Origin of the sequence: Methylobacterium frigidaeris (assembly GCF_022179185.1) — a bacterium.
GTDB classification, from domain to species: Bacteria; Pseudomonadota; Alphaproteobacteria; order Rhizobiales; family Beijerinckiaceae; genus Methylobacterium; species Methylobacterium frigidaeris.
Genome location: NZ_BPQJ01000063.1, coordinates 1 through 14987 on the forward strand (window position 1 = coordinate 1; position 14987 = coordinate 14987).

13 protein-coding genes are annotated in these 14987 nt (G+C 70.5%); 8 read left to right on the plus strand and 5 right to left on the minus strand.

The genetic code is table 11. The features are described 5' to 3' along the window. From MFF64_RS33040 to MFF64_RS33050, 3 genes are all read right to left on the minus strand, one after another. A partial coding sequence (locus MFF64_RS33040) for a hypothetical protein (RefSeq protein ID WP_238193453.1) occupies positions 1 to 186 on the minus strand: 186 nt, incomplete at its 3' end. Between the two features lie 131 nt (positions 187 to 317). Beyond that, a complete protein-coding gene (locus MFF64_RS33045; RefSeq protein ID WP_238193454.1) occupies positions 318 to 899 on the minus strand; it encodes a response regulator in 582 nt (193 codons plus the stop codon). A 259-nt stretch (positions 900 to 1158) separates the two neighbouring features. Further along, positions 1159 to 1407 (minus strand): DUF6894 family protein, encoded by a 249-nt coding sequence (locus MFF64_RS33050; RefSeq protein WP_238193455.1) that lies wholly within the window; start codon positions 1405 to 1407, stop codon positions 1159 to 1161. Between the two features lie 358 nt (positions 1408 to 1765). On the opposite strand from MFF64_RS33050, the gene MFF64_RS33055 reads away from it, so the two are divergent. The 5 genes from MFF64_RS33055 to MFF64_RS33075 all read left to right on the plus strand — a co-directional run bounded on the left by MFF64_RS33055 (position 1766) and on the right by MFF64_RS33075 (position 10431). Next, positions 1766 to 2350 (plus strand): chemotaxis protein CheB, encoded by a 585-nt coding sequence (locus tag MFF64_RS33055; protein ID WP_238193456.1) that lies wholly within the window; start codon positions 1766 to 1768, stop codon positions 2348 to 2350. 350 nt (positions 2351 to 2700) lie between these two features. Continuing rightward, complete coding sequence (locus tag MFF64_RS33060) at positions 2701 to 5133, plus strand: PAS domain-containing hybrid sensor histidine kinase/response regulator family protein (protein WP_099903669.1); 2433 nt, start codon at positions 2701 to 2703, stop codon at positions 5131 to 5133. 388 nt (positions 5134 to 5521) lie between these two features. Continuing rightward, positions 5522 to 6607 carry an efflux RND transporter periplasmic adaptor subunit gene (locus MFF64_RS33065; RefSeq protein ID WP_238193457.1) on the plus strand — a complete coding sequence of 362 codons (1086 nt, stop codon included), beginning with the start codon at positions 5522 to 5524 and terminating at the stop codon, positions 6605 to 6607. After that, positions 6604 to 9720 (plus strand): efflux RND transporter permease subunit, encoded by a 3117-nt coding sequence (locus tag MFF64_RS33070; RefSeq protein WP_238193458.1) that lies wholly within the window; start codon positions 6604 to 6606, stop codon positions 9718 to 9720. The genes MFF64_RS33065 and MFF64_RS33070 overlap by 4 nt, the downstream gene beginning before the upstream one ends. A 168-nt stretch (positions 9721 to 9888) precedes the next feature. Then, the gene (locus MFF64_RS33075; RefSeq protein WP_099901714.1) at positions 9889 to 10431 is read left to right on the plus strand and encodes a TetR/AcrR family transcriptional regulator; all 543 of its coding nucleotides are present in this window, start codon (positions 9889 to 9891) and stop codon (positions 10429 to 10431) included. Positions 10432 to 10617: 186 nt separating this feature from the next. Here the strand turns inward: MFF64_RS33075 and aroB are convergent, their stop codons facing one another. Both aroB and MFF64_RS33085 read right to left on the minus strand, forming a co-directional pair. Further along, complete coding sequence (gene aroB / locus MFF64_RS33080) at positions 10618 to 11727, minus strand: 3-dehydroquinate synthase (RefSeq protein WP_238193459.1); 1110 nt, start codon at positions 11725 to 11727, stop codon at positions 10618 to 10620. A gap of 29 nt (positions 11728 to 11756) precedes the next feature. Next, positions 11757 to 12458 carry a shikimate kinase gene (locus MFF64_RS33085; protein WP_238193460.1) on the minus strand — a complete coding sequence of 234 codons (702 nt, stop codon included), beginning with the start codon at positions 12456 to 12458 and terminating at the stop codon, positions 11757 to 11759. Positions 12459 to 12716: 258 nt separating this feature from the next. Here MFF64_RS33085 and MFF64_RS33090 point away from each other — a divergent pair, with 258 nt between their 5' ends. The 3 genes from MFF64_RS33090 (at position 12717) to MFF64_RS33100 (ending at position 14940) form a co-directional block, all read left to right on the plus strand. Beyond that, a complete protein-coding gene (locus MFF64_RS33090) occupies positions 12717 to 12863 on the plus strand; it encodes a histidine kinase (RefSeq protein WP_238193466.1) in 147 nt (48 codons plus the stop codon). Then, complete coding sequence (locus MFF64_RS33095; RefSeq protein ID WP_238193461.1) at positions 12860 to 13780, plus strand: site-specific tyrosine recombinase XerD; 921 nt, start codon at positions 12860 to 12862, stop codon at positions 13778 to 13780. The genes MFF64_RS33090 and MFF64_RS33095 overlap by 4 nt, the downstream gene beginning before the upstream one ends. A gap of 89 nt (positions 13781 to 13869) precedes the next feature. Continuing rightward, positions 13870 to 14940 carry an endonuclease/exonuclease/phosphatase family protein gene (locus MFF64_RS33100; RefSeq protein ID WP_099901273.1) on the plus strand — a complete coding sequence of 357 codons (1071 nt, stop codon included), beginning with the start codon at positions 13870 to 13872 and terminating at the stop codon, positions 14938 to 14940. Positions 14941 to 14987: the final 47 nt, after the last annotated feature.

Here is a 14987-nt window from a genome sequence, read left to right on the forward strand (position 1 = left end):
CTCCGTCGGCTCAAAGCCATACTTCAGGGCGGACCACTCCGATGGGGGCTGACCATCGGCGCACATGATCCTGTTCTGATGGGGTGGCAAGTGACGAGCCAGTGCGCCGTCGCTCCGCGAAGCAAAGGGCATGACGGGACGGCTGGGTCGCTCCGCGTCCTTTACCGAAGCGACCTCGGCGACCATCCCGCCGCTCGGCGAAGGGCGACTGGAGGCACTCCTTTCACGGATCTTTCACGGATACGGTGCACGACGAGGCGCTGTGAGCCGCGCCGCACGTCCAGGACGGCGCCCGGCCGCGGTACGCTGGCCCGGCGCTACCTGACCGGCGAGGCTGGCCGGCGCACGGCGTGGTCGACCTGAACCAGGACGTCCAGGGCACGCCACGGCTTCCGGAGATGGACGATCTCGCCGGACAAGTCCTCGTCCCGCACCACCGCCCGGCCCGAGGTGACGACGAGGCGGATGCCCGGCCACGACGACCGGACCGCCCGTGCGAGGGCCACGCCGTCCATGGTGCCGGGCAGGTCGACATCCGTGAACACCATCGCGACTGCGTCGCCGCGCTCGCGCAGCAGCCCCACGGCCTCGTCGCCGGTCGTGCAGGTGACGACATCGAGTTCCGTCTCATCCAGGAGCGCGACCGCCTGCTCGCGCATCGCGGGATCGTCCTCCAGCACGAGGACGAGGCGGGTCGGCTCGGCCTGCCCCGCGCAATCCCCGACTCCCCGGCCGAGGGCATCCCGCTCGATCAGCAGAGCGACGAGTTCCCGCAGGCGATCCGGGAGATGCCCTTCGTCCGGCACCGGGATGGCGTCCAGCAAACCTTGCGCGATCCCCTGGCTGACGGCGGCCGAGCCTTCCTCCACTCCCCGATAGAAGAAACTGGCGTGGCGCATGTACCCTCCCCGCCCGGAGGGATTCGCGCACCACGCTCCGGGCCACCAATTAATCCACGTTAAGCCGTTCGAAGGGAGAAGCGCCGGAGGCGACGTTGGTTTCAACGTAGCCGTGAGAAAGGTCGGATTCCTGCGAAGGTCGGATTCTTGCGAAGGTCGGATTCCTGCGAAGGTCGGATTCCTGCGCATGCCGGGCGTGGCCGCTGCTTCCGAAGGGGGCCGGTCGGGCGAACAGTGCGGAAGCAGTGAGCCAACGCCTTCATCGCCAGCCCTGTGTCACGGGTGCCTCGACGATCGTCAGGTCCAGTCGAAACAGAATGAGACCCCGTTCGTCGGCGACATCCATGTGCCAGTCCGGCTCCCGCGCAATACGCTCCGCCTCGTCGAGAATGAGCATACCGGCGAGGCGAATGGCTTCGGTGCGCGCGGCCTTCCAATCGGGAAGCTCCGTGCCCTCATGGTCAGACTTGCTGTAGCCGTCATGGACGTTGAAATGGAAACGGGGCATGATGCTCGTCGAGGATGGAGTTTCACCCCCGCCCCCTGCCAGATATTTTAATATACCGGATTGATGCCGGTTAATTTTGGCTCGGATCAAGAATATATCTTTTGATGTGAATACAAAATAAACTGCGCAAGTTCAGTCGAAACTCCTGCTCCGAGGTCCAATTGATCAGCTGCGGCCGATTGTCCATGAGCCGACGCTTGGATGTTGGCCGAGCCACGGGTGCCGGTGGGGCGCCCGCAGTCACGTGGGACGACGAGGCGACCGCGATCCGCATGCAGCGACCCCGAGCCGGGACGACACCTGCTTCCAACGGCCTGGACGGGTCCCGGGACGATTTGATCCATGTTAATGCTGCACGATGGCAAGTGAACCCTCCTGTCCCTGGTTCGTGGCGATCGGGGCATCCGGCAGCCGCGGCCTCCAGGACATCCAGGCGGTGCTGCAAGAACTGCCGCCGTCTCTCGCCGCTTCCGTCCTGATCGTGCTCCACCGGCCGCGGGACCAGGTGAGCTACCTCGCCGACGTGCTGAGGCGATCGTCCCGGATGCCGGTCCGGCTGGCGGGCGACGGCGAGCGGCTGGTGCCCGGAACGGCCTACGTGGGAGGGCCTGCCGACCATCTGACGCTCGGGACCGGCGGCCTCATCGCCCTCGTGGCCGATCCCGGCCACCAGTACCGCAATCGCACCATCGACCTGCTGTTCCGGTCGGTGGCCGCTCATGGCGGCGGGCGCGTCATCGGGGTGGTGCTGTCCGGCTCCCTCGACGACGGTGCCCGCGGCCTCGCGGCGATTCACGCGGCGGGCGGTCTCTCGATGGTGCTCGCGCCGGACCGGCATGCGACAGCGGGGATGCCGGAGAGCGCGATCGCCTATGACGGGCCGGTCGATCTGGTCGGCACCCTGTCCGAGATCGCGCGGGGCATCTGCGCCGTCGCACGGTGAGCCGCGATCGCCGTCCCGGGCTCCCGGGCTCCCGGTCGACCCGGACGACCTCCCTCGTGCGCGCGAGAGCCGGCCTCTCGATGCCGATGGCGACGGGCGCGGGGTCGAACGGCCGGTGGGCGGGCCTGACCGAGGATCCCGGGATGCAGCTGGCCGTCATGGGGCGTTCCACGCGCGATCTGCGGCGCGAAGATCGCGAACGGTCGGCGATGTCCCGCGTTGAGATCGCCGGGGCACGGAGGATCTGGCAGTTGGACGGGGTGATGGGCCGGGTGAAGGACTGGACTTCCTCTGCGGGAGCATCGGACGTCGTGGAGCGTGTCGCGGGCAGCGGGGCGACCGGCGCCCTCATGCGCGAGCTTGACTGGTCGAGGTCTCCCCTCGGTTCTCCCGCGGCATGGCCCTCATGGCTGCGCTCCGCCGTGAGCCTGATGCAGGGATCCGGGTTCCCGATGTTCCTGGCCGCCGGTCCCGAGTTCGGCTTCCTCTACAACGACGCCTACATCGACATTCTGGGCGACAAGCACCCTGCCGCCATGGGCGCGCGGTTCCAGGACGTCTGGCCGGAGATCTGGTCCGACATCGCGCCCTTCATCGACAAGGCGATGCACGGAGAAGCGACCTGGGTCGAGAACCATCCGCTGACGATGCGCCGGCGCGGCTATGACGAGCGGACCTGGTTCACCTTCTCCTACTCGCCCCTCAAAGACGAGGAGGGCGGGATCGCGGGCTTGTTCTGCGCCTGCACCGAGACGACCGGCCGCGTACGGGCCGAAGCGGCCCTGCGCGAGGGCGAGACGCGCTTCCGCAACATGGCGGACCACGCGCCCGTCATGATGTGGATGACCGACGTCGACGGATCCTGCTTCTATCTCAGCCGCCGCTGGTACGAGTTCACTGGCCAGACCGAGGCGGAGGCCCTGGGTCTCGGCTGGCTCGACGCCGTGCACCCGGACGACCGCGGCTGGTCGGGCGAGACGTTCCTCGCCGCGAATGCGCGGCAGGCACCGTTCCGCCTGGAATACCGCCTGCGCGGCGCGGACGGCGGCTATCGCTGGTTCATCGACGCGGCCCAGCCGCGCCTCGGCGAGGATGGCGGCTTCCTCGGCTATATCGGTTCCGTGACCGACATTCACGACCGCAAGGCCGCGGAGGAGCGCCTGATCGAGACCACGCGCCGCCTCGACGCCATCCTGGCGAACACCTCGCAAGCCATCTTCCTGATGGACGAGCACCAGCACTGCACCTACATGAACCGGGCCGCCGAAGCGCTCACCGGCTACGAGCTGGGAGAGGTTCTCGCCCGCGACTGCACGCTGCACGACGTGGTGCACCATACCCGGCCGGACGGCTCGCCCTACCCTCTGTGCGAGTGCCCGATCGATCAGGCCTTCCCGGAGAACGAGCGCGAGCAGGGCGAGGAGATCTTCGTCCACAAGGAGGGCTCCTTCTACCCCGTCGGCTTCACGGCAAGCCCCATCCGCGACGAGCGGGGCGAGCCGGTCGGCACCGTGATCGAGGCGCGCAACATCGAGGAGGAGATCCGCGCGAAGACCGCCCTCGAGGCGTTCAACGCGACGCTGGAGCGGCGCGTGGAGGAGGAGATCGCCCGGCGCGAGAGCGTCGAGGAGGCGCTGCGGCAATCGCAGAAGATGGAGGCGGTCGGTCAGCTCACCGGCGGCCTCGCGCACGACTTCAACAACCTGCTCACCGGCATCACCGGCTCGCTGGAGCTGATGCAGACCCGGATGGGCCAGGGTAGGCTGTCGGATCTCGACCGCTACATGGCCGCGGCCCAGGGAGCGGCCAAGCGCGCCGCCGCCCTGACCCACCGCCTGCTGGCCTTCTCCCGGCGGCAGACGCTCGATCCCAAGCCGACGGACGTGAACGCCCTGGTGAGCGGCATGGAGGAGCTGATCCGCCGCACGGTGGGGGCCTCCGTGCATATCGAGGTGGTGGGCTCGGTCGGCCTGTGGACGGCCCTCATCGACCCGAGCCAGCTCGAGAATGCCCTGCTGAACCTCTGCATCAACGCGCGCGACGCGATGCCGGGTGGCGGCCGCATCACCATCGAGACGGCCAACCGCTGGCTGGACGACCGCGCCGCGCGGGAGCGGGACATGCCGCGCGGCCAGTACCTCTCGCTCTGCGTCACCGATACCGGCACCGGCATGACCCCCGAGGTCATCGCCAAGGCCTTCGATCCGTTCTTCACAACCAAGCCCATCGGCCAGGGCACGGGGCTCGGCCTGTCGATGATCTACGGGTTCGTGCGCCAGTCCGGCGGGCAGGTGCGGATCTACTCGGAGGTCGGCCAGGGCACGACCGTGTGCCTCTATCTGCCGCGCCACCACGGCGAGGCCCCGGGGACCGAGGGCATGCCGGACCTTGCCGGGGCGCCGCGCGCGGAACAGGGCGAGACGGTGCTCGTCATCGACGACGAGCCCTCGATCCGCATGCTGGTCACGGAGGTGCTGGAGGATCTGGGCTACACCGCCATCGAGGCCGCCGACGGTCCGTCCGGGTTGAAGGTGCTGCAATCGGACGTGCGGATCGACCTGCTGATCACGGATGTCGGCCTGCCGGGCGGCATGAACGGGCGGCAGGTGGCGGATGCGGCCCGCGTCACCCGGCCCGGTCTGAAGGTCCTGTTCATCACCGGCTACGCGGAGAACGCGGCGGTGGGCAATGGCTACCTGGATGCGGGGATGCAGGTTCTGACGAAGCCGTTCGTGATGGAGGCGCTGGCGACGCGCATCCGGGACATGATCGAGATGCCCTGAGCCGTGCCGGCTGGCCTCCCGGGGGCTGGCCGCCATCGGCAGGCCTCCCCATGGCCGGCCGCATCGCCCGGGGGCGAACCTCCGGACCCGGCGTTCGCCGTTTCGCGAAAAATAAATTTTATATATAATTTATCATGCCGAGCGGCTCGGATGTCTCATACCGCAGCACCTTCGAACGGACGTGTTTGAAGGTGCCAGGCAAGCCCGAACGGGCGCCGGCGCTGATGCGACGGCGCGAGAATATCTCTGAAGCCCGCTGGCACCGGTCTACCTGAGGGCTGTCGGGCACCGGGCCGTTCGCCCAGACGGCATTGACGGCGGCGAAGTGGCATAATAGATGTTGATCGTCATATTAAAGGCTCCTTCAACGGTCGCGGGGAGAGGGTCGATGGACAGGAGATGGGTGCTCGGGCTCGCCGGACTCGCCCTGGCAGGGTGCTCGCCGGCCGAGACGGCGGTGACCCCGGAGCCGCCCCTGGTCCAGACCGTCGAGGTCGCGCCGGGCGCCGGTGCGATCGCGCGCTACACCGGGGTCATTCGAGCCCGGACGGAGAGCAACCTCGGCTTCCGCGTCGGCGGCAAGATCTTCGAGCGCCTCGTCGATCCGGGTCAGCACGTGCGCCGCGGGCAGGCGCTGATGCGCCTCGACCGGACCGACTTCACCCTCGCCCTCAACGCGGCCCGGTCGTCGGTCGAGGCCGCCCGGGCCCAGATGGTCAAGGCCAGGGCCGACGAGGAGCGCAGCCGCAAGCTCGTGGCCGAGGGCTGGACCTCCCGGCAGGCCTACGATCAGAACAAGGCCGCGGCGGATGCGGCCGCCGCGCAGTTCGCCGCCGCCGAGGCGCAGGCGAGCCAGATCGAGAACCAGGCGGGATATTCCGAGCTCCAGGCCGATGCCGACGGCGTGGTGATGGAGGTGCCGAGCGAGCCAGGGCAGGTGGTCGCGGCGGGCCAGACCGTCGTCCGGCTGGCGCGGGACGGCTCGCGCGAGGCGGAGGTCTTCCTGCCGGAGGCGAGCCGGCGGCTCGCGTCGGGCGTGGCCTCCGCGACGCTCTACGCCGAGGGCGAGGCGACCTATCCGGCGCGATTGCGGGAATTGTCCGCCACCGCCGATCCGGTCACCAGGACCTACCGGGCCCGCTACATCCTGTCGGGCGGCGGCGAGGACGCGGCCCTCGGGGCCACCGTGACGCTCCGGCTCGAGCCGGCGGACGACCGGCGCGCCGGGGCGATGTCGGTGCCGCTCGGGGCCCTGTTCGATTCAGGGCGTGGCTCCGCGGTCTGGAAGGTCGACGCCGCCACCGGAACGGTCGTCGCTCAGGCGGTCGCGGTCGCCCGCCTGTCGGAGGAGAGCGCGGAGGTCACCTCGGGCCTGAGCCCGGGCGACCGGATCGTCTCGCTCGGCGCCCACCTCCTGACGGTGGGTCAGGCGGTGCGCCAGGCGAAGGCCAGCATGACGGGAGTGGCCCGATGAGCGGCTTCAACCTGTCCGCCCTGGCGGTCCGGGAGCGGGCCGTCACGCTGTTCCTGCTCCTCGCGCTCACCGGCGCGGGCTTCTTCGCCTTCCAGAAGCTCGGGCGGGCCGAGGATCCCGCCTTCTCCGTGAAGGTGATGGCGGTCTCGGCCGCCTGGCCCGGGGCGACCACGGACGAGATGCAGCGCCAGGTCGCCGACCCGCTCGAGAAGCGTCTGCAGGAACTCGTCTACTACGACCGCGTCGAGACGACGGTGCGGCCTGGCCTGATGCTGATGAAGGTCATCTTCAAGGACAACATGCCGCCGGCCAAGCTGCAGTCGGAGTTCTACCAGACGCGCAAGAAGCTCTCCGATCAGGCCGCGAGCCTGCCGCGCGGCGTGCTCGGGCCGCTGTTCAACGACGAGTTCTCGGACGTCTACTTCGCCCTCTACGCGCTCCAGGCCGAGGGCCTGCCACACCGCCACCTCGTGATGCGCGCCGAGGACCTGCGCCAGCGCCTGCTGCGGGTGCCCGGGGTCGAGAAGATCAACATCCTGGGCGAGCAGGCCCAGAAGATCTTCGTCGAGATCTCCTACCAGCGCCTCGCGACGCTCGGCATCACCGGCCAGCAGCTCCTGGCCTCGCTCGCCAACCAGAACGACGTCACGCCGGCGGGCTTCGTCGAGACCACCGGCCCGCGCGTGTACCTGCGGCTCGACGGCGCCATCGACGGCCTCGACGCGATCCGCGAGCTGCCGGTCGCGGCTGGCGACCGCAGCCTCAAGCTCGGCGACATCGCCGAGGTCAAGCGCGGCTACGAGGATCCGAAGACCTTCGCGATCCGCAACGACGGCGCGCCGGCGCTGGTGCTCGGCCTCGTCATGAAGCCGGGCTTCAACGGCCTGACGCTCGGCGCGGCGCTCGCCGCCGAGGACGCCGCGATCCACCGGGACCTCCCCACCGGCATCGCCTTCACCAAGATCACCGACCAGGCCAAGGTCATCGACGACGCCGTTCACGAGTTCATGGTGAAGTTCTTCACCGCCCTCGGCGTGGTCATCCTGGTCAGCCTCGTCGCCCTGGGCTTCCGGGTCGGCATCGTGGTGGCGCTCGCGGTGCCCCTGACCCTGTCGGCGGTGTTCGTGGTGATGATGGTCACGGGCCGCGACTTCGACCGCATCACGCTCGGCGCGCTGATCATCTCGCTCGGCCTGCTGGTGGACGACGCGATCATCGCCATCGAGATGATGGTGGTGCGCATGGAGGAGGGGGCCGACCGGATCGCGGCGGCGACCCATGCCTGGAGCGCCACCGCCGCCCCGATGCTCACCGGCACCCTCGTCACCATCGCGGGCTTCCTGCCGGTCGGCTTCGCGGCCTCCACGGCGGGCGAGTATGCCGGCAACATCTTCTGGGTGGTGGCGTTCTCGCTGATCGTCTCGTGGGTCGTGGCCGTAACCTTCACCCCGTATCTCGGCGTCAAGCTTCTGCCGGACATCAAGACGATCGAGGGCGGGCACGACGCGATCTACGCCACCAAGAACTACGAGCGCCTGCGCCGCCTGGTGCGGCTCTCGGTCGACCACAAGTGGATGGCCGCCGGCATCATCGTGGCGTTGTTCGCAGGCGCCGTGGCCGCCATGGGCAAGGTCGAGCGGCAGTTCTTCCCGAACTCCGAGCGGGCGGAGCTCATCGTCGAGGTGACTCTGCCGACCGGCTCGGCCTTCGCCACCACCGAGGCCAGCGTCAAGCGGATCGAGGCGGCCGTGCGGCAACTGCCGGAAGCCCGCGAGATCACGAGCTACATCGGCCAGGGCATGCCGCGCTTCGTGCTCTCCTTCGACCCCGAATTGCCCGATCCCGCCTTCGCGCAGATCGTGGTGCAGACCGCCGATTCGCACGCCCGCGATGCGCTTCGGGCCAAGGTGCGCCGGCTCGTCGACGAGGGCCGCTTCCCCGAGGCCCGGGTGCGGGTGCTGCAGATCGTGTTCGGGCCGCCGGTCCGCTTCCCCGTCGCGTTCCGGGTGGTCGGACCCGACCTCGACGTCATCCGCGGCATCGCCGCCGAGGTGGCCGAGGCGATGGCCACGAACCCGAACATGCGCATGGTCCACCTCGACTGGGGCAACAGGACACCCAACCTGCGCCTCGTCCTCGACCAGGAGCGCCTGCGCCTGATCGGCCTGACGCCCAAGGAGGCCGGCCAGCAGCTGCAGAGCTATCTCAACGGCACGCCCGCGACCCAGATGCGCGAGAACCTGCGCTCCGTCGACGTGCTGCTGCGCAGCCCCGGCCCCGAGCGCCGGTCGCTCGGCGAGATCGGCGACCTGACGCTGGCGACGAAGGACGGGCGGCAGGTGCCCGTTTCCCAGGTCGCGCGCCTCGAGAGCCGCAACGAGGACGCGGTGCTCAAGCGCTACAACCGCGAGACCTATATCCGCGTCCAGGGTGACGTGCTCGACGGCAAGCAGCCCCCCGACATCCACGCGCAGGTCCTGCCCCTGCTCGCGCCGATCAAGGCCAAGCTGCCCCTCGGCACCCGCATCGACACGGCCGGCGCGGTAGAGGAGAGCGCGAAGGCGATGACGTCGCTGGTGGCGGTGTTCCCGCTGATGCTGATCGTGACGCTGACGGTGATCATGATCCAGGTGCGCTCGTTCACCACCATGGTCATGGTGTTCGCCACCGCCCCGCTCGGCCTGGTAGGGGCGGCGCCGACGCTGCTGCTCTTCCACCAGCCTTTCGGCTTCAACGCGATCCTCGGGCTGATCGCGCTGTCGGGCATCCTGATGCGCAACACCCTGATCCTGGTGGACCAGATCCATCACGACCGGGCGGCCGGATTGTCGGACTACGACGCCATCGTGGAATCGACCGTGCGGCGGGCGCGGCCGGTCATCCTGACGGCGGCGGCCGCGATGCTGGCCTTCATCCCGCTGACCCACTCGGTGTTCTGGGGCGCGCTCGCCTACGTGCTGATCGGCGGCGTCGGCGTCGGGACCGTGCTGACGCTGCTCTTCCTGCCGGCCCTCTACGCGCTGTGGTTCCGGGTCCGCCGGCCGGGCGGGGCGGTCGCGGCGCCGAAACCCGTCACGGCCGGCGCGCAGGCCGGGGCGCCGGCCTCGATCTGAGGCGCCGCCGCCGAAGCGGCGTCCCGAGCGGATCGCCCGCGGCCCGGGGGTCGTGGGCGGTGTCCCGGCGGGTCCGACCCCGCCCACTCGCGGGCCCGCCGGGAAAAGCGCCCTTCATGCATGACGCCCGGCATCTATATGAGAGCGCAAGCCTCGAAGGATCGCGTGATGCCCAGAGTCTCGCAGGAACAAGCCAAGCTCAACCGTCAACGGGTGGTGGAGGTCGCCGCGACCCTGTTCCGCGAGCGTGGCCTCCACGGCGTCGGGGTGGCCGACATCATGGCCGCCGCAGGCCTCACCCATGGCGGGTTCTACGGACAATTCGCCAACAAGGACGCCCTCGCGGTCGAGGCGTTCGATGCGGCGCTCGCCGAGGACCACCGGGGGAGTCTGGACCTCCTGATCGCGAACTACCTGTCCCTCGGGCACGTCCAGAGCCCCGGCAAGGGCTGCCCCCTCGCGGCGCTCGCGAACGACGTCGCGCGGGAGCCGCCGGGCAGTTCCGTGCGCGCACGCTTCACCCACGGCGTCCGGCAGCTCGCCGGCCTTCTCGCCGAGCTGATGCCGAAGATGTCCAGGGAGCGCCGCCGGCAGCGGTCCCTCGCGGCCCTGTCGACCCTCGTCGGAGCGGTGGTCCTCGCGCGGGCGGTCGACGACGAGGCGCTGGCCAACGACCTGATCGAGGCGGCACGCGCCTCGGTCGCGGGGTGACGTGCCGGCGAAGACGTTCCGGGCCAGACGGTCCGGACCATGGGCGAGTGGCCGAAGGACGAGGTCTGGCTCGACGCGGTGCGGCCGCCCTTCAAGCGAGGAGATCGCCGTCGGCCGCGACCTGATGGAGCTCCGAGCCCGCGCGACCTCGGTCGTCGCGCGCCGGGCGGGGGTGCCGCCCGCGCCTCAGCCCAGCTCCGCCGCCAGGAACTCCCGCACCGCCCCCGCATCGATGCCCGGGGCGATGAAGCTTTTGCCGATCCCGCGCGCCAGGATGAAGGTGAGCGCTCCGTCGCGGACCTTCTTGTCCTGGCGCATGGCGTCGAGGAGCTGGTCGGCGTCGCCGCAACCGCCCGGCACCTGGGCGAGGGTGGTCGGCAGGCCGGCGAGCGCCAGGTGGTTGGCGACCCGGCCGGCATCCTGGCCCGGGCAGAGGCCGAGGCGGGCGGAGAAGCGGAAGGCGAGGCACAGGCCGATCGCCACCGCCTCGCCATGGACGAGGCGGGCGGACTCGTAGGCCGTCAGGCGCTCGAGGGCGTGCGCGAAGGTGTGGCCGAGGTTGAGAAGCGCCCGCTCGCCGTCCTCGCGCTCGTCGCGCACCACCACCCCGGCCTTGGCCCGGCAGCAGGCCGCCACCGCGGCCTCGCGCGCCGGACCGCCGGAGAAGATCCCGGCGAGGTTCGCCTCGCACCAGGCGAAGAAATCGGGATCGTCGATCAGCCCGTACTTCGCCACCTCGGCGTAGCCGGCACGCATCTCGCGCGAGGACAGGGTGTCGAGGGAGGCGGTGTCGGCGACGACCAGGCTCGGCTGGTGGAAGGCGCCGACGAGGTTCTTGCCGAAGGCTGAGTTGATGCCGGTCTTGCCGCCGACCGAGGAATCGACCTGGGCGAGCAGGGTGGTGGGAGCCTGGACGAAGCGCACGCCCCGGCGTAAGGCGGCGGCGGCGAAGCCCGCCAGATCGCCGACGACACCACCGCCGAGGGCCAGGACGAGGTCGCCCCGCTCGATCCGGTGGGCGATCAGCCCGTCGCAGACCTGGGCGAAGCCCGCGTAGCTCTTCGAGCCCTCGCCCGGCGGTACCGTGATCAGGGCGGTGCGCATGGATGCCTGCGCCAGCGAGGCGGTGACGGCCTCGCCGTACTCCGCCGCCACGGTCTCGTCGCTCACCACCGCGACGGCCCGGGCCTTGAGCGCGGCGACGCGGGGGCCGATCCCGGCGAGCAGCCCGCGGCCGATCAGGATGTCGTAGGCCCGGCCCCCGTCGAGGGGAACGTGAACGGTCTCGGTCTGCACGGTGGTCCTCGAAGTCGGTCGGGGTCGGCTCACTGGGCGGCGAAGCCGTGGCCGGCGAATTCGGGCGCGCCGGATTCCGGGTCTTCCGCCGCCGGATCGTGCACCGGACCGGTCCCCGAAATCTGCGGCAGATGGCCCGCCGGGTGTCCCGCGGAGCCCCCCGCCATGTAGGCGTCGAGGGCCTCCAGCACGTCCTGCACCACCCGGTCGTGGGAGACGTCGCGGGAGACCACCACGACGTCGGCGCCGCCGTAGATGGGATGGCGCAGGTCCATCAGCCGGCGCATCGTGCCCTCGGGATCCTCGTTCTGGAGCAACGGCCTCCCCGGGCGCTTGCGCACCCGGCGCATCAGAACGTCGAGCTCCGCCTTGAGCCAGACCGAGACCCCGGCCTCGGCGATGCGCTGGCGCGTCTCCGGCCGCATGAAGGCGCCGCCGCCGGTGGCGAGCACCATCGGCCCCTCGCGCAGGAGGCGGGCGATCACCCGCTCCTCGCCATCGCGAAAACTCGGCTCGCCGTAGATGGCGAAGATGTCCGGGATGGTCAGGCCGGCCGCCGCCTCGATCTCGTGGTCGGCGTCCTTGAAGATCAGGCCGAGGCGCCCCGCCAGGCGCTTGCCGACGGTGCTCTTGCCCGCGCCCATGAGCCCGACCAGCACGATCGAGCGCAGGCCGAGACCCCGGCGCACGCGCGACTCGATCGTCTGTTCATGAGGGGGACGCTGGTTCATGCGGCGTTCTTTAGCCTGTTTTTCGCGCAGGGCGAAACGGCGGATATTCGGGGAAAACCACCGGGTCCGCGGCCGCCCCCATCCCCGCTCCTTCCGCCGCCTCGGCACCCGCGCAACAGCCGCCGGCATTCCACCGGACGAGGCACCGGGGAGCCTTGCCTCCCGGGACACCGCGTGGTCGAACCGACGGCCAAGGTGGCCCGCGACCCCCATGTCCCGTGCCGCTCGTTGTCACGCGTAGTCCGGGGCCTCGCCGACGTGCCGACCCTCTTCCGTTTCCTGGCCGTGGTGGCGATCCTGGCCGGGCTCGCCTTCGCGGCGATGTTCGCGCTCGCCACCTTCGTCGAGCCGACCCCGCGCGAGATCTCCGTCACCATTCCGAACACGAAGCTGCAGCCGAAATGAGCGCCTTGGGCCCGCAGGGCCTGATGCACGCCTATCTCGACATGCTGGCGGCCGAGCGGGGGGCGGCCGCCAACACGCTCGCCGCCTATCGGCGCGACCTCGACGACTACCTCGCCCACCTGGCGACGAGACGCCTCGATCCCGGCGCGGTCGAGCCCGCCGGCATCCGGGCCTACCTCGCCGAACTGGAGGCGCGCGGCCTCAAGAGCACGTCCGCGGCGCGCCGGCTCTCCTGCGTGCGCGGCTTCCACCGCTTCCTCTACGCGGAAGGCCTGGTCGAGGGCGACCCCACCGCGCCGGTCTCAGGGCCGAAGCGCGGCCGCGGCCTGCCGAAGGTGCTCTCGGTGGCAGAGGTCGACCGGCTGCTCGCCGTCGCCAAGGAGGCCGCCGCCAAGGCGCCGAACCCGGCCGAGGCGGCGCGGGCCGGGCGGATGCACTGCCTGATCGAGCTCCTCTACGCCACAGGCCTGCGCGTCTCGGAGCTGGTCGCCCTGCCGCGGGCCGCCGGCTCCACGAAGGAGCGCTTCCTGGTGGTGCGCGGCAAGGGCGGGCGCGAGCGCCTGGTGCCCCTGACCGAGGTGGCGCGCAGCGCCATGGCGGCGCATCTCGCCACCCTGACCGCGCCCGGGCCCTGGCTGTTTCCCGCCGACAGCGAGTCCGGGCACCTCACCCGCCAGGCCTTCGCCCGCGACCTGAAGGCGGTGGCCGCCGCCGCCGGCATCCGCACCGACCGGATCAGCCCGCACGTCCTGCGCCACGCCTTCGCCAGCCACCTGCTGCAGAACGGGGCCGACCTGCGGGTGGTGCAGGAACTCCTCGGCCACGCCGACATCTCGACGACGCAGATCTACACCCACGTCCTCGACGAGCGCCTGAAGCAGATGGTGCGCGACCTCCACCCCCTGGCGGAGGCCTGACCCGGCCACGCTGCACGGGTGACGGGGCGGCGGGAGCGACCTATCTCCTCGCCGCAGGCGGCGTGACAGCCGCGGGGGGGAAAGCGCGCGTGCCGGTCTCGACCTTGTCCATCGTCGCCCAGGTCCTGGCGCTGGCGCTCATCGCCGCGACCCTGCTGCCGTACTGGCGCAGCCGCACCGGGCTGGTGCGCACCTTCGATTTCCCGCGCTTCCAGATCGCCGCCGCGATCCCGCCGGTGCTGGTCCTGCTGGTGGCGTCCGGGCACGATCCGGCCTCCCTCGCCCTCGGGGCAGGGCTTCTGGCGGCTCTGGGCTTGCAACTGCGCCACATCCTGCCCTTCACCCGCCTGACGAAGCCCTCCGCCCGGGCGGCCCCGGCGGAGGCGGATCCGGCGACCTGCGTCTCGATCCTGATCGTCAACGTGCTGCAATCGAACCGGGCCTACGACCGGCTGCTCGCGGCGGTCGAGGCAAGCGACCCCGACCTGATCCTGGCGCTGGAGACCGATGCGGGCTGGCGCGACGCGCTCTCGGGCCTGCGGGCCCGCTACCCCCACGGGGTCGACCGGGCGCAGGACAACACCTACGGGCTCATGCTCTATTCCCGCTTGCCCCTCGACGATGTGCGGGTGCGCTTCCTGATCGAGGACGACGTGCCCTCGGTGCGCGCGGGCGTCACGCTGTCATCGGGCGACCGCTTCACCTTCCACGGCGTGCATCCGCGCCCGCCGCATCCGGGCAACAGCAGCGCGACCCGGGACGGGGAGCTGGTGCTGGTCGCCCGCGAGGTCGCGGGCGAGGGCGGCCCCGCGGTGGTCGCGGGCGACCTCAACGACGTCGCCTGGTCGCGGACCACGCGCCTGTTCCAGGCCATCGGCGGCCTCCTCGACCCGCGGGTCGGGCGCGGCGCCTACCCGACCTTCCATGCGGGCTGGCCGATGCTGCGCTGGCCCCTCGACCACGTCTTCTTCAGCGAGCACTTCCTGCTCGCCCGGCTGGAGCGGCTGCCGAATATCGGCTCCGACCACTTCCCGATCCTGATCGCGCTGTGCCGCGATCCGCGGGCCGAGGCCTTGCAGGAGCCGCCAGCTGCCGACGCCGAGGACCGGCAGGAAGGGGCCGAGGCGGTAGCGGAGGCGCGCGAGGAAGCGAACTCATGAAAAGTCAAACAGTATGACTATTCAGCCGGGCGTCGTCGTGTTGTAAG